Origin of the sequence: Streptomyces sp. NBC_01460 (genome assembly GCF_036227405.1) — a bacterium.
GTDB lineage: Bacteria > Actinomycetota > Actinomycetes > Streptomycetales > Streptomycetaceae > Streptomyces.
Map to the genome: position 1 here is coordinate 2,735,266 of NZ_CP109473.1, position 22,110 is coordinate 2,757,375.

General features: G+C 71.1%; 20 protein-coding genes and 1 pseudogene. 9 read left to right on the forward strand and 12 right to left on the reverse strand.

The genetic code is table 11. From position 1 onward, the window contains the following. Positions 1–21: 21 nt before the first annotated feature. Complete coding sequence (locus tag OG488_RS12190; protein ID WP_329228665.1) at positions 22–654, forward strand: class F sortase; 633 nt, start codon at positions 22–24, stop codon at positions 652–654. Here OG488_RS12190 and OG488_RS12195 read toward each other — a convergent pair whose 3' ends face one another. Continuing rightward, complete coding sequence (locus OG488_RS12195) at positions 655–1,446, reverse strand: sulfite exporter TauE/SafE family protein (protein ID WP_329228667.1); 792 nt, start codon at positions 1,444–1,446, stop codon at positions 655–657. Between the two features lie 150 nt (positions 1,447–1,596). Between OG488_RS12195 and OG488_RS12200 the strand changes: the two genes are divergently transcribed. The 4 genes and pseudogenes from OG488_RS12200 (at position 1,597) to OG488_RS12215 (ending at position 7,063) form a co-directional block, all read left to right on the forward strand. Then, entirely contained in the window at positions 1,597–2,835 is a 1,239-nt protein-coding gene (locus OG488_RS12200; protein ID WP_329228668.1) for an NAD(P)/FAD-dependent oxidoreductase, read from the forward strand. Then, positions 2,835–5,420, forward strand: coding sequence for a nitrite reductase large subunit NirB (nirB, locus tag OG488_RS12205; protein WP_329228670.1), 2,586 nt, complete (start codon positions 2,835–2,837; stop codon positions 5,418–5,420). The genes OG488_RS12200 and nirB overlap by 1 nt, the downstream gene beginning before the upstream one ends. Next, entirely contained in the window at positions 5,420–5,779 is a 360-nt protein-coding gene (nirD, locus tag OG488_RS12210; protein ID WP_329228672.1) for a nitrite reductase small subunit NirD, read from the forward strand. Before nirB ends, nirD begins: the two co-directional genes overlap by 1 nt. Positions 5,780–5,895: 116 nt before the next feature. After that, a pseudogene (locus tag OG488_RS12215) lies at positions 5,896–7,063 on the forward strand (alkaline phosphatase PhoX). A gap of 55 nt (positions 7,064–7,118) precedes the next feature. On the opposite strand, the gene OG488_RS12220 reads toward OG488_RS12215, so the two are convergent. From OG488_RS12220 to OG488_RS12255, 8 genes are all read right to left on the reverse strand, one after another. Further along, positions 7,119–7,535, reverse strand: coding sequence for a VOC family protein (locus OG488_RS12220; RefSeq protein ID WP_329228674.1), 417 nt, complete (start codon positions 7,533–7,535; stop codon positions 7,119–7,121). Between the two features lie 132 nt (positions 7,536–7,667). Continuing rightward, positions 7,668–8,684, reverse strand: a complete 1,017-nt coding sequence (locus OG488_RS12225) for an ArsR/SmtB family transcription factor (protein WP_329228676.1) — start codon at positions 8,682–8,684, stop codon at positions 7,668–7,670. Positions 8,685–9,153: 469 nt separating this feature from the next. Next, positions 9,154–11,865 (reverse strand): pyruvate, phosphate dikinase, encoded by a 2,712-nt coding sequence (gene ppdK / locus OG488_RS12230; protein WP_329228678.1) that lies wholly within the window; start codon positions 11,863–11,865, stop codon positions 9,154–9,156. A 564-nt stretch (positions 11,866–12,429) separates the two neighbouring features. After that, a complete protein-coding gene (gene dusB / locus OG488_RS12235) occupies positions 12,430–13,578 on the reverse strand; it encodes a tRNA dihydrouridine synthase DusB (protein ID WP_329228679.1) in 1,149 nt (382 codons plus the stop codon). An 81-nt stretch (positions 13,579–13,659) separates the two neighbouring features. Next, the gene (locus tag OG488_RS12240; RefSeq protein ID WP_329228681.1) at positions 13,660–13,797 is read right to left on the reverse strand and encodes a hypothetical protein; all 138 of its coding nucleotides are present in this window, start codon (positions 13,795–13,797) and stop codon (positions 13,660–13,662) included. A 221-nt stretch (positions 13,798–14,018) separates the two neighbouring features. After that, entirely contained in the window at positions 14,019–14,219 is a 201-nt protein-coding gene (locus OG488_RS12245) for a DUF6243 family protein (RefSeq protein ID WP_329228683.1), read from the reverse strand. A gap of 187 nt (positions 14,220–14,406) precedes the next feature. Further along, the gene (locus OG488_RS12250; RefSeq protein ID WP_073747065.1) at positions 14,407–14,610 is read right to left on the reverse strand and encodes a hypothetical protein; all 204 of its coding nucleotides are present in this window, start codon (positions 14,608–14,610) and stop codon (positions 14,407–14,409) included. A gap of 106 nt (positions 14,611–14,716) precedes the next feature. Continuing rightward, a complete protein-coding gene (locus OG488_RS12255; RefSeq protein ID WP_329228685.1) occupies positions 14,717–16,099 on the reverse strand; it encodes a glycine--tRNA ligase in 1,383 nt (460 codons plus the stop codon). A gap of 220 nt (positions 16,100–16,319) precedes the next feature. Here OG488_RS12255 and OG488_RS12260 point away from each other — a divergent pair, with 220 nt between their 5' ends. From OG488_RS12260 to OG488_RS12275, 4 genes are all read left to right on the forward strand, one after another. Next, on the forward strand, positions 16,320–17,288 hold the full coding sequence (locus tag OG488_RS12260; RefSeq protein WP_329228687.1) for a metal ABC transporter substrate-binding protein: 969 nt from the start codon (positions 16,320–16,322) through the stop codon (positions 17,286–17,288). 80 nt (positions 17,289–17,368) lie between these two features. Then, on the forward strand, positions 17,369–18,109 hold the full coding sequence (locus tag OG488_RS12265; RefSeq protein WP_329238594.1) for a metal ABC transporter ATP-binding protein: 741 nt from the start codon (positions 17,369–17,371) through the stop codon (positions 18,107–18,109). Continuing rightward, on the forward strand, positions 18,109–19,008 hold the full coding sequence (locus OG488_RS12270; protein WP_329238596.1) for a metal ABC transporter permease: 900 nt from the start codon (positions 18,109–18,111) through the stop codon (positions 19,006–19,008). Before OG488_RS12265 ends, OG488_RS12270 begins: the two co-directional genes overlap by 1 nt. A gap of 65 nt (positions 19,009–19,073) precedes the next feature. Further along, entirely contained in the window at positions 19,074–19,508 is a 435-nt protein-coding gene (locus OG488_RS12275) for a Fur family transcriptional regulator (RefSeq protein WP_329228689.1), read from the forward strand. Between the two features lie 39 nt (positions 19,509–19,547). Here the strand turns inward: OG488_RS12275 and OG488_RS12280 are convergent, their stop codons facing one another. The 3 genes from OG488_RS12280 to OG488_RS12290 form a co-directional block, all read right to left on the reverse strand. After that, the gene (locus OG488_RS12280) at positions 19,548–20,360 is read right to left on the reverse strand and encodes an isoprenyl transferase (protein WP_329228691.1); all 813 of its coding nucleotides are present in this window, start codon (positions 20,358–20,360) and stop codon (positions 19,548–19,550) included. A 22-nt stretch (positions 20,361–20,382) separates the two neighbouring features. Next, positions 20,383–21,129 carry a DNA repair protein RecO gene (recO, locus tag OG488_RS12285; RefSeq protein ID WP_329228693.1) on the reverse strand — a complete coding sequence of 249 codons (747 nt, stop codon included), beginning with the start codon at positions 21,127–21,129 and terminating at the stop codon, positions 20,383–20,385. 100 nt (positions 21,130–21,229) lie between these two features. Beyond that, positions 21,230–21,904 carry a TerB family tellurite resistance protein gene (locus OG488_RS12290; RefSeq protein ID WP_329228695.1) on the reverse strand — a complete coding sequence of 225 codons (675 nt, stop codon included), beginning with the start codon at positions 21,902–21,904 and terminating at the stop codon, positions 21,230–21,232. Between the last annotated feature and the right edge of the window lie 206 nt (positions 21,905–22,110).

Below are 22,110 nucleotides of genomic sequence, written 5' to 3' on the forward strand. Positions count from 1 at the left end.
GCGAGCGGCGGAGGACGGGACGTGGACAGGACGGCACTGAGGGCCCGGGCCTGGCTGGCCGGCATCGTCGCGCTGTGCGGGGTGTGGCTGGTCCACAACGGCGTGGCCGTCCGGACCGTCGCCCCCCAGCCGTCGAGGGCCGAGGCCTTCGCGGCGGGCCCCGAGGTACGGCCGGGCACACCGGTCGCCGAGCCGCTGCGTTCCTCCGCGCCGGTCAGGATCCGCATCCCGGGCATCGGCGTGGACGCGCCCATGACGGGTCTCGGACTGGACGCGGCGGGCGCCCTCGACACACCGCCCGCCGGGAACCGGAACCTCGCGGGCTGGTACGAGGACGGCACCCCGCCCGGGGCCAGGGGCACCGCGATAGTCGCCGGGCACGTCGACAACGCCGAGGGACCGGCGGTCTTCTACGCCCTCGGGTCCCTGAAGAAGGGGGCCGCGGTCGAGATCGACCGCGGGGACGGCCGTACCGCCGTCTTCTCGGTCGACGCGGTCGAGGTGTACGAGAAGGACGAGTTCCCCGACAAGCGGGTCTACGGCGCCACCCCGCACGCCTCGCTCCGGCTGATCACCTGCGGCGGCGGCTTCACCCGGGAGACGGGCTACCTGGGCAACGTGGTGGCGTACGCCCACCTCACCCAGGTGCGCTGATCAGGCCGTCCACTGGTCGAACCCGAGCTTGGCGACCAGCGAGAACACCACGACCAGCAGGACCCCGCGGACGAAGTCACTGCCCTTCCTGAGAGCCATCCGCGCCCCGAACATCCCGCCCGCCAGATTGAATACGGCCATCAGCGCGGCCAGCTGCCACAGCACGGTCCCCTGGTAGGCGAACATCGCCAGCGCGCCCGCGTTGGTGCAGACGTTCACGATCTTGGCGGTGGCGGAGGCGGTGACCAGGTCCAGGTGGAGCACGGCCGTGAGCGCCAGCACCAGGAAGGTTCCGGTGCCGGGCCCGAACAGCCCGTCGTAGAAGCCGATACCGCCGCCGACCAGAACGATCGCGGTGACCGTGCGGGCACGGGTGACCTTCTTGTCCGTGCCGTCGCCGGCCGCCGCGGTGCCGAAGGACGGCCTCAGCATCACGAAGGCCGCGACGGCGAGCAGCACCACCATGATCACCGGGCGCAGCACGTCGCTGCTGATCCCCGCCGCGTAGAAGGCGCCGGTCATCGATCCGGCGAGCGCCATGAGCCCGATCCGCACCGCGGTGCCCACCCGGACCGGCGCCTTGCGCACATAGGTCACGGCGGCGCCCGACGTGCCGACGATGGCGACGGCCTTGTTGGTGCCGAGCACGTGCGCGGCCGGGACGTGCGGCAGTCCCAGCAGCAGGGCGGGCAGCAGGAGCAGCCCACCGCCGCCCACCACCGCGTCGATCCAGCCGGCCGCGGCGGCGGCCAGACAGAGGAGGACCAGGGTGGTGAGGGTGATCTCAGGCATGTCCGCGACCTTAAGCAGGTGGTGGGTACACCGTCCAACCGGCCGTGCCCCCGCCCTCACAGAGGGCGCCGGGACGCGCTGAGCGCAAGGTTCCTCCAGGGAAACAGGAGGGATCCGGTCGGGTAACACCCGCCGCGCACTCTCGTCGGTATGAGGACACAGACGGAGAACGCGGCACGGGTGGTGGTGATCGGCGCCGGGATGGCGGGCGCGCGGCTCGCCGCCCGGGTCCCCGGTGTCACCGTCATCGGCGAGGAGGCCCACGCACCGTACAACCGGGTGCTGCTGGCCGAGGTGCTCGCCGGCCGGTACGAGCCGGACGTCATCGCGCTGCCGCCCGCCGAGGTGCGGCGCGGGGTGCGTGTCGTCCGGATCGACCGGGCGGAGCGCCGGGTGCTCTGCGACGACGGCGTCGTCGTCGGGTACGAGCGCCTGGTGCTGGCCACCGGCTCCAACCCGGTGCTGCCGCCGCTGCGGGGTCTCGGCCACCTGCTGCCGGACGGGGTGCATCCCTTCCGCACCCTCGACGACTGCCTGGCCCTGCGCGCCGCCGTACGCCCCGGCGTACGGGCCGTCGTCATCGGCGGCGGACTCCTCGGGGTGTCGGCCGCCCGCGCGCTGGCCGAGTGCGGCGCCCAGGTGGTGCTGGCCCAGCAGGGCGAGCACCTCATGGAGCGGCAGCTGGACGCCGAGGCGGCCGGGATGTTGCGCCGCCACCTGGAGGCCCTGGGCGTCGAGGTGCACACCGAGTGCCGGGTGCGCGGGCTGCGCTGCACCGACGGGGCCGCACCCGCCGTGCGGGCGGTGGAACTCGCCGACGGCTACGAGCTGGAGGCCGAGATCACCGTGCTGGCCTGCGGGGTCCGCCCCCGGACCGGGCTGGCCCAGGCCGCCGGGCTCGAGGTACGCAAGGGCGTCGTCGTGGACGACGAGCTGCGCACCTCGGACCCGTACATCCACGCCGTCGGCGACTGCGCCGAACACGCGGGGACGGTCTACGGGCTGGCGGGCGCCGCGCTCGAACAGGCCGACGTGCTGGCCGAGGTGCTGGCCGGGCGGCCCGCGCGCTACGAGGGGACCCGGGCCCTGACCCGGCTCACCCTGCGCTCGCCCTCCGCCGCCCCCGTCGCCGACGGGGCCGCCGGGAGCCTCGACCTGGCCGCCTTCGGCGACTCCCGCCCGATGCCCGGCGACGACGTGATCCGGCTGGCGGACGCCACCCGGGGCGCGTACCGCACGGTCGTCGTCCGGGGCGACCGGCTGGCGGGCGGGGTGCTCTTCGGCGACCTCGCCGCGGTCGGCACCCTCGCCCGGACCTGGCAGGACGACGACCCCCTCCCCGCCGACATGTCCCTGCTCCACCTGCTCACCAACGACGGAGGCTTCTGATGCCGGTGTCCACTCCCCCGACCGCCCCCACCGCAGGCGTGCCGACGATCGTGGTCGTCGGGCACGGCATGGTCGGACAGCGGTTCCTGGAGGCGCTCGCCGACCACGGTCTGACCGCCACCGCCGGCACCGCCCGTGTCGTCGTGCTCTGCGAGGAGCCCCGCCCCGCGTACGACCGGGTCCACCTGACCTCGTACTTCTCCGGGAAGACCCCGGAGGACCTCTCGCTCGTCGAGGCCGGCTTCATGGAGCGCCACGGGATCGAGCTGCGCGTCGGCGACCCGGCGGAGAGCGTCGACCGTGAGGCGCGCACCGTCACCGCGCGCTCCGGGGAGACCTTCTCCTACGACACGCTGGTCCTGGCCACCGGCTCGTACCCGTTCGTGCCGCCGGTCCCCGGCAAGGACGCCGAGGGCTGCTTCGTCTACCGCACCATCGAGGACCTCCGCGCGATCGAGGAGTTCGCGAAGAACGCGAAGACCGGCGCGGTCGTCGGCGGCGGGCTGCTCGGACTGGAGGCGGCGGGCGCACTGAAGGGGCTCGGACTCGAGACCCACGTCGTCGAGTTCGCCCCCCGGCTGATGCCGGTCCAGGTCGACGACGGCGGCGGCGCCGCGCTGCTGCGCACCATCGAGAACATGGGCCTCTCGGTCCACACGGGTGTGGGCACCCAGGAGGTGACCGCGGGCGAGGACGGCCGGGTCGACGGCATGGCGCTCTCGGACGGCTCCTCGCTCGCCACCGACCTCGTCGTCTTCTCTGCGGGTGTGCGCCCCCGGGACCAGCTCGCCCGCGACTGCGGCCTGGCGGTCGGCCCGCGCGGCGGCATCATCGTCGACGAGGAGTGCCGCACCTCCGACAGCGACGTCTTCGCGATCGGCGAGTGCGCGCTGGCCTCGGACGGCCGGGTCTACGGACTGGTGGCCCCGGGCTACGAGATGGCACGGGCGGTCGCCGACGTGATCGCCGGCAACCAGGCCTCCTTCACCGGAGCCGACCTCTCCACGAAGCTGAAGCTGCTCGGCGTGGACGTCGCGTCCTTCGGTGACGCGCACGGCGCGGCCGAGGGCTGTCTCGACGTCGTCTACGCGGACTCCCGCTCGGGCGTCTACAAGAAGCTGGTGATCGGCCAGGACGGCACCCTGCTCGGCGGGGTCCTGGTGGGCGACGCCGACCAGTACGGCACGCTGCGCCCCATGACGGGCACGATCCTGCCGGTCGCCCCGGAGCAGTTGGTGCTGCCGGCCGGTGCGGGCGGTCCCGTCACCCTCGGCCCGTCCTCGCTGCCCGACGAAGCCGTGATCTGCTCCTGCCACAACGTCACCAAGGGCACGATCTGCGAGCACACCACGCTCCCCGAGGTGAAGAAGTGCACCAAGGCCGGTACGGGCTGCGGGAGTTGCGTCAAGGTCATCGGGCAGCTGCTGCCCCAGTCGGAGGACCAGGGGCTGTGCGGCTGCTTCGAGTACACCCGCAGCGAGCTGTACGAGATCGTCCGCACCCTCGGCGCCACGACGTACGCCGCCCTCCTCGACTCGCACGGCCGTGAGGCGGCCCGCGGCGGCGACGGCTGCGAGGTCTGCAAGCCCACGGTCGGTTCGATCATCGCCTCGCTGGCCCCGACGCTCGGCGCCAGCGGTTATGTCCTGGACGGCGAGCAGGCGGCCCTCCAGGACACCAACGACCACTTCCTGGCCAACCTCCAGCGCAACGGCTCGTACTCCATCGTGCCGCGCATCCCCGGGGGTGAGATCACCCCGGAGAAGCTGATCGTGATCGGCGAGGTGGCCCGGGACTTCGGCCTGTACACGAAGATCACCGGCGGACAGCGGATCGACCTGTTCGGCGCCCGCGTCGACCAGCTGCCGCTGATCTGGACCCGCCTGGTGGACGCCGGCTTCGAGTCCGGGCACGCCTACGGGAAGTCGCTGCGCACGGTCAAGTCCTGTGTGGGGCAGACCTGGTGCCGCTACGGCGTCCAGGACTCGGTCAAGCTGGCCATCGACCTGGAGCTGCGCTACCGGGGGCTGCGCTCCCCGCACAAGCTGAAGTCGGCGGTCTCGGGCTGCGCCCGGGAGTGCGCGGAGGCCCGCGGCAAGGACTTCGGGATCATCGCCACGGCCCAGGGCTGGAACCTCTACGTCGGCGGCAACGGCGGAGCCACGCCGCGCCACGCGGACCTCCTCGCCCAGGACCTCTCCGACGCCGAACTGGTGCGTCTCATCGACCGGTTCCTGATGTTCTACATCCGCACGGCGGACCGGCTGGAGCGCACCTCGACCTGGCTCGACCGGATCGAGGGCGGCCTGGACCACGTGCGTGACGTCGTCGTCCACGACTCGCTGGGTCTCTGCGACGAGTTGGAGCGGCTGATGGCCGACCACGTCGCCGGCTACCGCGACGAGTGGGCCGAGACCATCAACGACCCGGAGCGGCTCCGCCGCTTCGTCACCTTCGTGAACGCCCCCGACGCCCCCGACCCCTCGGTCAAGTTCGTCCCGGAGCGCGACCAGGTCAAGCCCGACCTGGACATCCTCGCGGGCCCGGTGCTCGCCATCCGTACCCTTGAAGGGACCCCTTCCTGATGACGACCCAGACGATCGGAACGGCGCAGGACACCCGGTCGATCCAGCTCGCGGACGGGGACGGCTGGCTCACGGTCTGCGACCGCTCGCTGCTGACCCCGGGGCGCGGTGTGGCGGCGCTCCTCCCGGACGGCCGGCAGGTCGCACTGTTCGTGGACCGGGCGGGGCGCGCGTACGCGATCGACAACCGGGACCCGTTCACCGGTGCGTACGTCCTCTCCCGCGGCCTGGTCGGCTCCGTCGGGGGGCGGCCGTTCGTCGCGTCGCCGCTGCTGAAGCAGCGCTTCGACCTGGAGACGGGCGCCTGCCTGGACGACGACGACGTCACCGTGCCGGTCTTCACGGTCCGCGCGGAGTGAACCCGCCCCGTTCATGACACGTTGGAGATCCGGCAACCGGGCGCCTCTACTGTCCTGACGTTCGACCCGCCGGGCCGACCGGGCCGGCGGGCCAGCACGTCACCCGTGGAGTGATCGTGGAACGTCGGACCTTCTTGCGCACAGCGGTGATCGGCTCATCGGCGGCGGCCTTCGGCGGCACCCTCTGGCGGGGTGCCGCCTCCGCCGATCCGGCCCAGCCGGCCACCGGCCCCTACGGAGCGCTGCAGGCGGCCAACAGCAACGGCATCCTGCTGCCGAGCGGCTTCACCAGCAGGATCATCGCCCGGTCGGGACAGACCGTCCCCGGCACCTCGTACACCTGGCACAGCGCACCCGACGGCGGGGCCACGTTCACCGACGGCAGCGGCTGGATCTACGTCTCCAACGCGGAGGTGTCCGCGAGCAGCGGGGGCGGGGCGAGCGCGGTCCGCTTCAACGCCTCGGGGACCGTCACCTCGGCGTACCGCATCCTGTCCGGCACCAGCACCAACTGCGCGGGCGGCAGGACACCCTGGAACACCTGGCTCTCCTGCGAGGAGGTCACCCGGGGCTTCGTGTACGAGACCGACCCGTGGGGGGGTGAACGCCGCCGTGCAGCGGCCCGCGATGGGCCGGTTCAAGCACGAGGCGGCGGCGGCGGACCCCGACCACGGGTACGTCTACCTGACCGAGGACGAGACGGACGGCCGCTTCTACCGCTTCCGTCCCACCACGTGGGGCAGCCTGTCGTCCGGCACGCTGCAGGTCCTGGTGGCGGGCACCGGCACCTCGGGCCCCGTGACCTGGACGACGGTCCCCGATCCGGACGGATCGCCCACCCAGACCCGCTACCAGGTCTCCGGCGCCAAGGTGTTCAACGGCGGCGAGGGCTGCTTCTACGCGGCGGGCACCTGCTGGTTCACCACCAAGGGCGACAACCGGGTGTGGGCGTACGACGCGAACGCCTCGTCCCTCTCGCTCGCCTACGACGACTCGCTCGTCACCGGCGGCACGGCCCCGCTGACCGGGGTGGACAACGTCACCCGGTCCGCCTCGGGCGACCTGTACGTCGCCGAGGACGGCGGGAACCTGGAGATCTGCCTGATCACCCCGGACGACACCGTCGCCCCGTTCCTGCGGGTCAGCGGCCAGTCCGGCTCGGAGATCACCGGCCCGGCCTTCTCCCCGGACGGGCGGCGGTTGTACTTCTCCTCGCAGCGCGGCACGAGCGGCAGTTCGTCCGGCGGGATCACCTACGAGGTGACGGGGCCGTTCCGCTCCTGACCGGACGCTCCGGGGCAGCGGTCGCCGCCCGTCGCGGCCGCTGCCTCCCCGGGCGTCAGGCCTGGCCCTGGACCGCGGCCGGGTCCATCCAGACGACCTCCCAGATGTGGTGGTCGGGGTCCTGGAAGGAGCGGCCGTACATGAAGCCCTCGTCCATGGGGTCGTTGGCGGGCGACCCGCCGTTGGCGAGCGCGGCGTCGGCCAGCTCGTCGACCTTCTCGCGGCTCTCCGCGCTCAGGGCGATGAGGACCTCGGTCGTTCTGGAGGAGTCGGCGATCTCCTTCTTGGTGAACTCCTTGAAGCGGGGCTCACTGATGAGCATGGCGAAGATGGTGTCGCTGATGACGAGACAGGCGGTCGTCTCGTCGCTGAACTGCGGGTTGAAGCCGAACCCGAGCTTCCCGAAGAAGTCCTTCGTCGTCCCGAGGTCCTTGACCGGCAGGTTCACGAAGATCATCTGAGGCTGAGGCATGGTGTCCACTCTTCCGTCCGGCACCCTGCGGTGCTCCTGGCCGCTCCGTACGAGCGCTTACGAGAGGTAGACGGCGGCGCGCCGCGAAACTCATCGCTCCGCTGCCGGGTGATCGCGCCGCGCCTCCGGCCCTCAGGGCACCGGCAGCGGGGCGCCGCCCCTGAGCAGGGCGGCGCCCAGCGGGGTCAGCGTGTGCAGGACGGAGCTTCCGTGGCGCAGGGTCCGGACCAGACCGGCCTCGCGCAGCACGCAGGCGTGCTGGCTCGCGGACGCGAGGGACACCCCGGTCCTGCGGGCCAGTTCACTCGTCGTGCAGCCGTTGTCTATGGACCGCAGGACCGCGGAGCGGGTGTGGCCCACGAGCCGCCCGAGCCAGGGTCCGGGCTCCGCGAAGACCGGCGCGCCGGGGTGGGTGACCGGGTAGACGAGGACCGGCGGGAGGCGGGGGTCGCGGTAGACGACGGGGGTGCCCCGGCAGAAGAACGACGGCTGGAGGAGCAGGCCCCGCCCGTCGAGGCGCAGCTCCCGGTCGACGGGGTAGTCCGCCTCCAGGACGGGGGCGCGCCAGCGGATCATCGGCGGGAGGGTGGCCAGCAGTTCGTCCGCCCCGCCGTCCAGCAGGGCGCGGCCCCGGACGGCACGGTCGGCCTCGATGCTCGCCCGGATGTGCGGCCAGTACGGCTCGACGGCGGCGCGGTGGTAGGCGCGCAGGGAGGAGATGAGGCGCCCCAGCGGCTCCGTACGCCCCTCGGCGAGCGCCTCCGGCAGGGCGCTGCCCGATGCGTGCCCGCCGGACGGCCGGCGCGCGGGGGTGCGGTCACCGGGCAGCAGGGCGATCTCCTCACGGATGCGGTCCGCGGGTGTGTCGCGCAGTGCTTCCATTCCGGCGTCGAGCCCGAATGGCTCGGCGGCTCCTCCGGAAGGGGTCAGGAAGTCGGGGAAATAGCCTCGGGGCGGGACGACCGCCGACAGCAGACGCGTTTCACCGTTCAACCGATTACGGGATTCCTTCCGCCATTTTCCGAACACCGTGGAACCCCGCCGGTCCCTCAGTCGGTGAAGACTGAGAACGGTCTCCCACATCGCGTCCGGCCTCGTGGCCATCCGCACGCGCGAAAGGTCCACTCCGGACACATGGATACGCAGCACCGAACCCCCACCTGTTGCACCCGCAATTCCCCCCGCCGAAGCGTATGCACAGCGTCACAGGAGGTCACCACGGGGTTTCGGCCACAGTTGAAATGTCTCGCCCGAATCCTCGCCAACCGAAAGGCTGTACGACGTCGGGTACGCATCCGGCGTCACCGAATGAGCGGGTGAGGGCCGTGGGGGGCCTTGCGCGTTCGGCGGCGGTGAACGACGGTGCGGCTCCGTACCCGGCAGGGGTAAGCGGGCGCGGTCCGGGGGTGGGGATCCCCGGGCCGCGCCCGGCCCGCGTGTCCCCGCTTTGCGCACCGAACAGTGAAAAGCCAACCACTTTATTGGTTCGCCGTTCAATTGCCGAAGCGGCGGCACCCCCGCACAGGGTGCCGCCGCTTCCTGGTAATCCGGCCCCGCCGTCGGACCTATGAGGGTCGGTGATCCGCCGGCGGTGTCCGGAGTCGGGAGGGCCGCCGGGTCAGCGGCTGTCGCTGCCCCGCGATTCGGCTGCGGCGCGGCCCGCTTCCAGCCGTGCGACCGGAATGCGGAACGGCGAGCAGGAGACGTAGTCGAGGCCCACCTCGTGGAAGAAGTGCACCGACTCCGGATCCCCGCCGTGCTCGCCGCAGATACCGAGCTTGAGGTCCGGACGGGTGGCCCGGCCCGCCTCCACCGCACTGCGCACGAGGGCGCCGACGCCGTCCTTGTCGATCGTCTCGAACGGCGACACCCCGAAGATGCCCTTCTCCAGGTACGCGGTGAAGAAGGAGGCCTCCACGTCGTCGCGGGAGAAGCCCCACACCGTCTGCGTGAGGTCGTTCGTGCCGAAGGAGAAGAACTCCGCGGCCTCGGCGATCTGACCGGCGGTCAGCGCGGCCCGCGGCAGCTCGATCATCGTGCCGATGGACAGCTTCAGCTCGGTGCCGGTGGCCGCCTCGACCTCCGCGATGACCCGGTCGGCCTCCTCGCGGACGATCTCCAGCTCCTGGACCGTGCCGACGAGCGGAATCATGATCTCGGCGCGCGGGTCGCCCTTGGCGTTCTTGCGCTGCGCCGCGGCCTCCGCGATGGCGCGGACCTGCATGGCGAACAGGCCCGGGATGACCAGGCCCAGACGGACCCCGCGCAGCCCCAGCATCGGGTTCTGCTCGTGGAGCTTGTGCACGGCCTGCAGCAGGCGCAGGTCGTTCTCGTTGGCGTCCTTGCGGGACTCGGCGAGCGCCACCCGCACGGAGAGCTCGGTGATGTCGGGCAGGAACTCGTGCAGCGGCGGGTCGAGCAGCCGGACGGTGACGGGCAGCCCGTCCATCGACTCGAACAGCTCGATGAAGTCGGCCTTCTGGAGCGGCAGCAGCGCGTCCAGCGCCGCCTCACGCTCGTCGTCGGTGTCCGCGAGGATCAGCTTCTCGACCATCTCGCGGCGCTCACCGAGGAACATGTGCTCGGTCCGGCACAGCCCGATGCCCTGGGCGCCGAAGCGACGGGCCCGCGAGGCGTCCTCGGCGTTGTCCGCGTTCGCGCGTACGCGCAGCCGGCGTACCCGGTCGGCGTACGCCATGATGCGGTGCACGGCGGCGACGAGCTCGTCGGCGTCGTCGGCGCCCGCGTGCATGCGGCCCTCGAAGTACTCGACGACCGGCGACGGGACGACGGGCACCTCGCCGAGGTACACCTTGCCCGTGGAGCCGTCGACGGAGACGAGGTCGCCCTCCTCCACGACCGTGTCGCCGACCGTGAGCCGACGGCGCTTGGTGTCGACCTCGATCTCCTCGGCGCCGCAGACGCAGGTCTTGCCCATGCCGCGGGCGACGACGGCGGCGTGCGAGGTCTTGCCGCCGCGCGAGGTCAGGATGCCCTCGGCGGCGATCATGCCGTCGAGGTCGTCGGGGTTGGTCTCCCGGCGGATGAGGATGACCTTCTCACCCGAACGCGACCACTTGACGGCGGTGTACGAGTCGAAGACGGCCTTGCCCACGGCCGCGCCCGGCGACGCGGCGATGCCCCGGCCCAGCAGCACGCTGGCGGCACCGTGGTCGAAGCGCGGGAACATCAGCTGCGCGAGCTGGGCGCCGTTGACCCGCTGGAGCGCCTCGGCCTCGTCGATGAGCCCCTGGTCGACGAGCTGGGTGGCGATGCGGAAGGCGGCACCGGCGGTGCGCTTGCCGACCCGGGTCTGGAGCATCCAGAGCTGACCGCGCTCGATGGTGAACTCGATGTCGCAGAGATCCTTGTAGTGGGTCTCCAGCGTCTCCATGATCTTCATAAGCTGGTCGTACGACGCCTTGTCGATCGACTCCAGCTCGGCGAGCGGCACGGTGTTGCGGATGCCCGCGACGACGTCCTCGCCCTGCGCGTTCTGGAGGTAGTCGCCGTAGACGCCCTGGTGGCCGCTGGCCGGGTCGCGGGTGAAGGCGACGCCCGTGCCGGAGTCCGGGCCGAGGTTGCCGAAGACCATCGAACAGATGTTGACGGCCGTGCCGAGGTCGCCGGGGATGCGCTCCTGGCGGCGGTAGAGCTTGGCACGGTCGGTGTTCCACGAGTGGAAGACCGCGTTTATGGCCAGGTCCATCTGCTCGCGCGGGTCCTGCGGGAAGTCCCGCCCGGCGTCCCGGGTCACGATCTTCTTGAACTGCTTGACCAGCTTCTTCAGGTCGGCCGCGTCGAGGTCCACGTCGACCGTGACGCCCTTGGCCTCCTTCGCGGCCTCCAGGGCCTCCTCGAAGAGGTCGCCGTCGACCCCGAGCACCGTCTTGCCGAACATCTGGATGAGGCGGCGGTAGGAGTCCCAGGCGAAGCGCTCGTCGCCCGCCTGGGCGGTGAGGCCGACGACCGAGGCGTCGGAGAGGCCGATGTTGAGGACCGTGTCCATCATGCCGGGCATCGAGAACTTCGCGCCGGAGCGGACGGAGACCAGCAGCGGGTCGTCCGCCTGGCCGAGGTTCTTGCCCATGCGCCGCTCGAGCGCCGTGAGGTGCGCGCTGACCTCGTCGCGCAGCTCGGCCGGTGAGTCACCGCTGTCGAGGTAGACCTTGCAGGCCTCGGTGGTGATGGTGAAGCCCGGAGGGACGGGCAGCCCGAGGTTGGTCATCTCGGCGAGGTTGGCGCCCTTGCCGCCCAGAAGATCTTTCAGATCCTTGTTGCCCTCGGTGAAGTCGTAGACGAACTTCTGGGGATCTTTGTTTTCCGACACGGGTCTCGACTCCTCGAGGACGCGGTGGCTGCCCTGACGGCGAGGAACATACCCAGATCGAAGGTGTCTGGGTACGGCCACTTGCGCGTCACGAGGTCTCAACCACCCGTCCGCCAGCAGATCGAAAGTGACCCACCCATGACGCCGGGAGCGGATGTGCGTTCACTTCTCGAAGACATCATCACGAAGGGTGCAGGAAATGGCTGAATCCGCACACGTAAGGTAGTGGATGCTTTGATCGATCAAAGTAAATCCACCTGGCACCCAGTGCCGCCATTTGAGAAGTACAGCATCCGAAATACCGCTCATCTGAGCCCTGCACTCCTCAGGGGTGGCGAGAATCACGCCCTCACTCGCGCTCAGATGTCACTATCCGGACCCTCGGAGGTCGACCTCGGGTCACCTGTGAGTCAGATGTCGACTACTCATGGTGATCCAGGCCCCCCGGAAGGAGAGCGGCCCCACACGGCGCCAACGAATCGCGCCGAATCGCAGAAGAAAAGCCCGCTCATCTGAGCGGGCTCTCTTGTGGGGCACCCCGTGCCCCGAGGTGACGGGTGACGCTCAGCCGCCCGAAGTGTCCAGCTCCGCGTCGGCGCTCACGCCCGCGCAGTCGTACGGGTCCTTGAGCCAGCCGTCCGGCAGCGCCACCCGGTTGTTCCCGGAGGTGCGTCCGCGAGGGCCGTCCGCGCCGTCCGGCCAGGGCTGGTCCAGGTCGAGCTCCTGGAGCTGTCCGCCCAGCTCCTCCAGCGACGAGGTGACCGCGAGCCTCCTGCGCATGTCCGAGCCGACCGCGAAGCCCTTGAGGTACCAGGCCACGTGCTTGCGGAAGTCGATCACGCCCCGGCTCTCGTCACCGATCCACTCCCCCAGCAGCGTCGCGTGGCGCAGCATGACGTCCGCGACCTGCCGCAGCGCGGGCGCCTGCCTCGTCCCCGTGCCCTCGAAGGCGCTGACCAGATCGCCGAAGAGCCAGGGGCGGCCCAGGCAGCCGCGGCCGACGACGACGCCGTCGCACCCCGTCTCGCGCATCATCCGCAGGGCGTCGTCGGCGCTCCAGATGTCGCCGTTGCCGAGGACGGGGATCTCCGGGACGTGCTCCTTGAGGCGCGCGATGGCGTCCCAGTCCGCCGTGCCGCCGTAGTGCTGGGCGGTGGTCCTGCCGTGCAGGGCGACGGCCGTGATGCCCTCCTCGACGGCGATGCGGCCCGCGTCGAGGTAGGTGGTGTGGTCGTCGTCGATGCCCTTGCGCATCTTGATGGTGACCGGGAGGTCGCCCGCCTGCGCGACCGCCTCACGGAGGATCGCGCGGAGCAGGGGCCGCTTGTACGGGAGCGCGGAGCCGCCCCCCTTGCGGGTGACCTTGGGGACCGGGCACCCGAAGTTCAGGTCGATGTGGTCGGCGAGGTCCTCGTCGACGATCATGCGGACCGCCTTGCCGACGGTCACCGGGTCCACCCCGTACAGCTGGATGGAGCGCGGGGTCTCGCTCGCGTCGAAGTGGATGAGCTGCATGGTCTTCTCGTTGCGCTCGACCAACGCCCGCGTGGTGATCATCTCGCTGACGAACAGCCCCTTGCCGCCCGAGAACTCACGGCACAGGGTGCGGAAGGGCGCGTTGGTGATGCCGGCCATGGGGGCGAGCACGACCGGCGGCTGCACGGTGTGCGGGCCGATCCGGAGCAGCGGGAGGGAGGGGGCGAGCGTGGTCATGGCACCCATTGTCCCGTACGCGCGCCGCGGCGCGGGAGCCGCCCGTCCCGGACCCGTACGCACACCGCGGAGCTGCCCGGCTCAGGCCGGGGAGGGCTCCCCGGCGAGGGCCGAGGCCGGCAGGCGCTCCAGCCCCTGCCGGGACTCCTCGCCCGAGGGGGCGTACGTCACCGGGCGCGGGCCCGCGCCGACCGGGTGGCGCGGCGGGAGGAGGCCCACCCGGGAGTTCCGGAAGATCTTGCTCCGGTTCGAGGGGCCGACGACCGCTGTTCCTCGCGCCGGTCCCGGACGGGATGCGGGACGCGCTGATCGTGACGCTGCCGGCGGCCGTGGCCCTGACGGTCCTGCGACTGCCCGGCCCCGTGCGGTGAGCGCGACGGACGCGGGCCCGGATCACCGAGGTGATCCGGGCCCGCGGTCGTACGGGTGGTGCGAGGGGGTCAGCTCCCGGCCGGTGCGTCCTGCGCCGGCGCGGCCTCGGCGGCGGCGCGCTCACGCATCTTGCGCACCAGCTCCTGCTTCTTGTCCTCGGCGGCCTTGCGGTCGTCGTTCTGCGCGGGGTGGGCGCCCTGCTGTTCGGCGCGGGACAGCTTCTTGCGCTGTCCGCCCACGCCGAGAAGGTTGTTGCGGCTCTTGGCCACGGAGTTCTCCCGTTCGTCAGTTGAGGAAGTGAGGATGACGTGTCGTCCATCGACCCGATGGGCGACGGGCCGTCGGGCCCGTCACGCGCTCACTCGTAGATCTGGAAGAACGCATACATGCCACAGAAGGTACCCCGGCCGAAGGGGCGCCTCATCCGGTTTTTTCCGGCCGCGCTCCGCTCCGGGCTCAGGCCGTCGGGTCGACCGTGGCCTGGTGGGCCTCGGTCAGGTGCTCCTCGGCCTTGAGCCAGGGCAGGAACTGCGCCCCCTTGCGCCATCCGCAGGTGTCACAGGTCAACTGCCGCTGCATCCCCGACTTCCGTACGTGGACGACGTGTTCACGGCCGTGCTGGTCCCATCTGCTGACCTTGCTCGTGGTCATGGACGGCATCCAGGCCTCCCCTGTGGACGAGTGGGCCCAGTGTGCACGAGGCCCCCGGCTCCGTGCGCCGGAACCGGGGGCTTCGTGGGGGCTTCGTTATGAAGTCGGGGTGCGGTCAGCAGCCCAGCAGGCGGGAGCCGAGGTAGCCCTGGATCTGGTCCAGGGAGACGCGCTCCTGCTTCATGGTGTCGCGCTCGCGCACGGTCACCGCGTTGTCGTCCAGGGTGTCGAAGTCGACGGTGACGCAGAACGGCGTGCCGATCTCGTCCTGGCGGCGGTAGCGGCGGCCGATGGCGCCCGCGTCGTCGAACTCGATGTTCCAGTTCTGCCGCAGGTCGGCCGCGAGGCCCTTGGCCTTCGGCGACAGCTGCTGGTTGCGGGAGAGCGGCAGGACCGCGACCTTGACCGGCGCCAGGCGCGGGTCGAGACGCATCACGGCGCGCTTCTCCATGACGCCCTTGGCGTTGGGCGCCTCGTCCTCGCTGTACGCGTCGAGGAGGAACGCCAGCATCGAACGGCCGACACCGGCCGCGGGCTCGATGACGTACGGCGTGTAGCGCTCGCCCTTCTCCTGGTCGAAGTAGACGAGGTCCGTGCCGGAGGCCTTGGAGTGCGCCTTGAGGTCGTAGTCGGTGCGGTTGGCGACGCCCTCCAGCTCGCCCCACTCGCTGCCGCCGAAGCGGAAGCGGTACTCGATGTCAGCGGTGCGCTTGGAGTAGTGGGAGAGCTTCTCCTGCGGGTGCTCGAACCACCGCATGTTCTCCTCGCGCATGCCGAGACCGGTGTACCAGTTCCAGCGCTGCTCCATCCAGTACTCCTGCCACTGCTCGTCCTCGCCCGGCTTGACGAAGAACTCCATCTCCATCTGCTCGAACTCGCGCGTGCGGAAGATGAAGTTGCCCGGAGTGATCTCGTTCCGGAAGGACTTGCCCATCTGCGCGATGCCGAACGGCGGCTTCTTGCGCGCGGTCTGCAGCACCTGGCCGAAGTTGGTGAAGATGCCCTGGGCGGTCTCGGGGCGCAGGTAGGCGACCGAGCCGGTGTCCTGGGTCGGGCCGAGGTGGGTGGAGAGGAGCCCCGAGAACGCCTTGGGCTCGGTGAAGGTGCCCTTGTTGCCGCAGTTGGGGCAGTTGAGGTCGGCCAGGCCGTTCACGGGCGGCTTGCCGTGCTTCTCCTCGTACGCCTCCTCCAGGTGGTCGGCGCGGTAGCGCTTGTGACAGGAGGTGCACTCGGTGAGCGGGTCCGAGAAGGTGGCGACGTGGCCGGAGGCGACCCAGACCTCGGAGGCCAGGATGACCGACGAGTCGAGACCGACCACGTCCTCGCGCGCGGTGACCATGTAACGCCACCACTGGCGCTTGAGGTTCTCCTTCAGCTCGACGCCCAGCGGCCCGTAGTCCCAGGCGGCCTTCTGGCCGCCGTAGATCTCACTGCAGGGATAGACGAAGCCACGGCGCTTGCTCAGGCTGACGATGGTGTCGATCTTGTCGGCGGCCACGGTGCTCTCTTCATTACGACGGCGAAAACGGGACAGGGACGGCGCGCGGCGCCTCGGTGGGGGGTGGTGATCAGGAGACGGGCGGGCGAATACCCCAGATTACCGGCGGGCGCACCCCCTGGATCAAATCGGTGGGACACATAGCGGGCCCGACGCTGCGATCCGGGCATCTCATCGGCCTTGTTGACAATCGTTTCCACTTTTGTTGAAAATGACTGTCATGAACGTACGCCGCCTCATACCCACCGCCGCCGTCGCCGGAGCAGTCGCCCTCGGCCTCACCGCGCTCTCCGCCTGCTCCTCCTCCGACGCGGCCGAGGGCGGGGGCGACGGCAAGCTGGACGTGGTGGCGTCCTTCTACCCCATGCAGTTCCTCGCCGAGGAGATAGGCGGGTCGCACGTCTCCGTGACCTCGCTGACGAAGCCGGGGGTGGAGCCGCACGACCTGGAGCTGTCCCCCCGGCAGATCGGCGGTCTGAGCGACGCCGACTACATCCTGTTCCTCAAGGGCGTCCAGCCCGCCGTGGACGACGCGGTCGCCCAGGCGGGCGTCGAGAACACCGTGGACGCCGCGAAGCTCACCACGCTCGAGAGCCACGGCTCCGAGGTCGGCCACGACCACGGCGAGGACGAGGGCGGGGAACACGGGCACGAGGGCGAGGAGGCGGGCCTCGACCCGCACATCTGGCTGGACCCGGTGAAGTACGCCGAGGTCGCCGAGGGCGTCGGGAAGTCGCTGGAGAAGGCCGACCCCGACCACGCCGCCGACTACCGCAAGAACACGCAGACCCTGGTCGCCGAGCTGGACACGCTGGACAAGGCCTACGAGGACGGGCTGAGGAACACGGCGACGAAGACGTTCATCACCACGCACTCCGCCTTCGGGTACCTCGCCGAGCGCTACGGCCTCACCCAGGAGGGCATCGCCGGCATCGACCCCGAGGCCGAGCCCAGCCCCGCCCGGATCGACGAGATCCACCACGTCGCCGAGGAGACCGGGGCCACCACCGTGTTCTTCGAGACGCTCGCCAGCGACAAGACCGCGAAGACCCTGGCGAAGGACCTCGGGCTGAGGACCGGCGTCCTGGACCCGCTGGAGGGAATCACCGGCAAGTCCGCGGGCGCTGACTACATCGAGGTCATGACGTCCAACCTCACCGCGCTGCAGAAGGCCCTCGGCGCGAAGTGACCCCCGCAGCACCCGAACCAGCCGCAGCAGCACCGGAGGCGACCGTGCCCGACCCCAGTACGCCAGAACCCGTGATCAGCATGCGCGGAGCCACGGCGACGCTCGGTGCGCGCCCCGTGCTGCGCGGTGTCGACCTCACCGTCCACCGCGGCGAGGTCGTGGCCCTGCTCGGGGCCAACGGCTCCGGCAAGTCCACCGCCGTACGGTCCGTCATCGGCCAGGTGCCCCTCACCGGCGGCACCGTCGAACTGTTCGGCACACCGCTGCGCCGCTTCCGCACGTGGTCCCGCGTCGGCTACGTACCGCAGCGCACCACGGCGGCCGGAGGTGTCCCCGCCACGATCCGCGAGGTCGTCGCGTCCGGACGGCTCTCCCGTACGAAGTTCAGGCTGCCGGGCAAGGCGGACCGGGCGGCCGTGGACCGGGCGATCGGGCTCGTCGGCCTCTCCGACCGCGCCGGGGACCCCGTGAGCGCCCTTTCCGGCGGCCAGCACCAGCGGGTGCTGATCGCCCGCGCGCTCGTCGCCGAGCCCGAGGTGCTGATCATGGACGAGCCCATGGCGGGCGTCGACCTGGCCAGCCAGGAGATCCTCGCCAGGACGCTGCGCGAGCAGGTCGCGGGCGGGGCGACGGTGCTGCTCGTCCTGCACGAACTCGGCGCCCTGGAGCCCCTGATCGACCGGGCGATCGTCCTGCGCGACGGCTGCGTCATGCACGACGGGCCACCCCCCGAGGCCGTGGGACAGCACGCGCTGCCCGGCCACGACCACGTACACCCCCACGCGGCCACCGAGCCCGTCCGGACGGGACTGCTGAGCTGATCATGCTGGAATTCCTGAACCCCCCCTTCATGCAGCGGGCCCTGATCGCGGCCGTCCTGGTCGGCATCACCGCCCCCGCCATCGGCATCTACCTGGTCCAGCGCCGCCAGGCCCTGATGGGCGACGGCATCGGCCATGTCGCCATGACCGGCGTCGGCCTCGGCTTCCTGCTCTCCACCAACCCCGTCTGGATGGCGACACTCGTCGCCGTCGCCGGTTCGGTCGTGATGGAGCTCATCCGCTGGTACGGCCGCACCCGGGGCGACATCGCCCTGGCCATGCTCTTCTACGGCGGCATGGCGGGCGGGGTGATGCTGATCAACCTCTCGGACACCGGCTCCAACGCCAACCTCACCTCGTACCTCTTCGGCTCCCTCTCGACGGTCTCCGAGGAGGACGTCACCGCGATCGTCGCGCTGGCCGCCTTCGTGGTCCTGGTCACCGTGGGGCTGCGGCGGCAGCTGTTCGCGGTCAGCCAGGACGAGGAGTTCGCCCGGGTCAGCGGGCTGCCGGTGCGCGTGCTCAACCTGCTGGTCGCCGTCACGGCCGCGGTCACCGTCACCGTGGCGATGCGGGTCGTCGGCCTGCTTCTGGTCAGCGCGCTGATGGTGGTGCCCGTCGCCGCCGCCCAGCAGATCGCGAAGTCCTTCAAGGTGACGTTCGTCCTGGCCGTCGTCATCGGTACGGCCGTCACCCTGGCCGGCACCGTGACCTCGTACTACCAGGACGTGCCGCCCGGGGCGACGATCGTGCTGCTGGCCATCGCCGCGTTCGTCGTGCTCACCGCGCTCGCCACGCCGCTGGCCCGCAGGCGCGCCAGGAGCCACGGGACGGAGGCGGACCGGTGCACCCTTGAGGTACCGGCGGCCCGCCCGGCCCCGGACGACGTGCGCGTGTGACCGTGCCGCCGGGCCGGGCTGGCACAATGGCCCGACATACGTACGGGCGACACGAGGAGGCAGCTGTGGCGACGGCGCCGATCAGTGGCACGAACGCGGCTCCGGTACGCGGCCGGTCCACCCGGCAGCGGGCGGCGGTCGCGGCGGCGCTCGACGAGGTCGACGAGTTCCGCAGCGCCCAGGACCTGCACGACGTGCTCAAACACCGGGGCGACTCCGTCGGGCTGACCACGGTCTACCGCACGCTCCAGTCGCTCGCCGACGCCGGCGAGGTCGACGTCCTGCGCACGACCGACGGCGAGGCCGTCTACCGGCGCTGCTCGACCGGTGACCACCATCACCACCTGGTCTGCCGCGTCTGCGGCAAGGCCGTCGAGGTCGAGGGACCCGCCGTCGAACAGTGGGCGGAGACCGTCGCCTCGCAGCACGGCTACGTGAACGTGGCCCACACGGTGGAGATCTTCGGGACCTGCGCGGACTGCGCGGCCGAGCGGAGCTGACGTCCGGCGGGGGCCCTCACCGGGCCCCCGCCGTCCCGCTCAGCCCTTGGTGATCTCCTCGGCACCGCCGAAGCGCCGGTCGCGCCGGGCGAACTCCAGGCAGGCGTTCCAGAGGTCACGGCGGTCGAAGTCCGGCCACAGGACGTCCTGGAAGACCATCTCGGCGTACGCGCTCTGCCAGATCAGGTAGTTGGACGTGCGCTGCTCGCCGCTGGGGCGCACGAAGAGGTCCACGTCCGGCATGTCCGGGTAGTAGATGTACTTCGCGAACGTCTTCTCGTTGACCTTCGACGGGTCGAGCTTCCCCGCCGCGACGTCCTCGGCGATGCGCTGCGCCGCGTCGGCGATCTCGGCCCGGCCGCCGTAGTTGACGCAGAAGTACAGCGTCATCCTGTCGTTGTCCTTCGTCTGCTCCTGCGCGACCTGGAGCTCCTGGACGACGGACTTCCACAGCTTCGGCATGCGGCCGACCCAGCGGATCCGGATGCCGAGCTCGTCCATCTCGTCGCGGCGGCGGCGGATGACGTCCCGGTTGAAGTTCATGAGGAACTTCACCTCGTCCGGCGAGCGCTTCCAGTTCTCCGTGGAGAAGGCGTACAGCGAGAGGTTCTTGACGCCCATCTCGATGCAGCCCTTGAGGACGTCCATGACGACGCCCTCGCCGACCTTGTGGCCCTCGGTGCGCGGCAGACCCCGCTCCTTGGCCCAGCGGCCGTTCCCGTCCATCACGATCGCGACGTGCTTGGGAACGAGCTCACCGGGGATCTTCGGCGGGGTGGCGCCGGAGGGGTGCGGCTCGGGGGTCTTGTACTCACGCCGGTTACGGCCGCCGAGCATCCCGCGTACTGCCATGGGCTTCTCTCGTCTCCCTGTGTCACTTCTCTACGTACCGCAGCGAGCGCAGACCGCGCTCCAGATGCCAGTGCAGGTACGCGGACACGAGCCCGCTCCCCTCCCTGACATGACGCGCCTCGGACGCGTCCGCCGTCTCCCAGTCACCGGTGAGCAACGCGCTCAGCAGTGCGACGGCCTCCGCCGAGGGTACGACGCTGCCGGGCACCCGGCAGTCGCCGCATATGACGCCGCCGCCCGCGACGGAGAAGAACCGGTTCGGTCCGGGCATTCCGCACTTGGCGCAGTCGTCGAAGCTGGGGGCGTAGCCGTTGACGGCGAGGGAGCGCAGCAGGAACGCGTCCAGGATGAGGTTCGGCGCGTGCTCGGCGCGGGCGAGGGTGCGCAGACCGCCGACGAGCAGGAGGTACTGCTGGACCGCGGGCTCGCCCTCGTGGTCGGTGAACCGCTCGGCGGTCTCCAGCATGGCGGTGCCCGCGGTGTAGCGGGCGTAGTCGGAGACGATCCCGCCGCCGTACGGGGCGATCGTCTCGCTCTGGGTGCACAGGGGCAGGCCGCGGCCGACGAGCTCGCTGCCGCGCGCGAAGAACTGCACGTCCACGTGCGAGAAGGGTTCGAGCCGCGCCCCGAACTTGGACTTGGTGCGGCGCACCCCGCGCGCCACGGCACGCACCCGCCCGTGGCCGCGGGTCAGGATCGTGATGATCCGGTCGGCCTCGCCCAGCTTCTGCGTACGCAGCACGACGCCGTCGTCCCGGAACAAGCTCATGCGCCCATTGTCGCGCACCCGGGCACCGGCCCGGGAGCGGGTTCCACGGCCGCTGTGCGGCCGGACCGTGGCCTCCGGCCGGTGGGGGACCGCCAGGGGCCTACGAAGGCGTACGCGCCGCCTCGAGCAGCTTCGCCGTCTCGTCGGGGCAGAGCTGGAGGGCGGCGCCCACCGTGGTCAGCACCTGGCGCTCCGCCTGGGTGTACGGGCCGTCGGCGAGTGCGATCCTCGCGCCCCGCAACAGCACCGTCTCGCGGCCGGCGACGGCAAGGTGGGGCGCGAGCGGCTTGAGGACCTCGTGAAGCTCTATGGCGAGGGCGGCGCCGCAGGCCTCGACCGCGGGGTCGTTCCCGCCGTCGGGCCCGGTGTCGGCGGCCAGCACCTCCACGATGGTGAAGAGCTGCTCCTGGGAACAGTCGTCGAGGCCCGCGTCGCGGACGGTGGCCGCGGCGGTCTCCAGGACCGTACGGGAGGTGGCGCCGCCCGCGGCGAGCACGGCCAGCGTGACGGTGTGCACGGCCTCCCGCAGCATGGCGGAGAAGCGGGTGGTGGTGGGGCGGTCGAGGGCGTCGGGCGCGCAGCGCGTCCCGCAGGCGGCGCATTCGACGACGGGCCCCGCGCTCCCCCGGGCCAGCAGGGGCAGACCGAGGACGGTGAGGCGGTGACGGCCGGTGAGACGCCGGTAGTTGCGGTCGCCGCCGCAGCACGGGCAGAAGAACTCGCCGTCACCGACGGTGTCCCAGACGGTACGGACGCCGTAGATGCGCAGCCTCATGGGGCGTTGTCCTTTGGCTGTCCGCACGTCGCACACCTCCGTAACGCCACGGCAACATTGCCGCGTTGGACGTGATGTTAGCCACATGCGTGTCGCGGCGTCAGCATTCCTGACGTCACAACACCGGGATATGGCCGAGCCCCGCCCACCCGTGACGGGCGGACGGGGCTCTCGGACCGCGGGGGTTCAGCGGCGTATCGGACGTT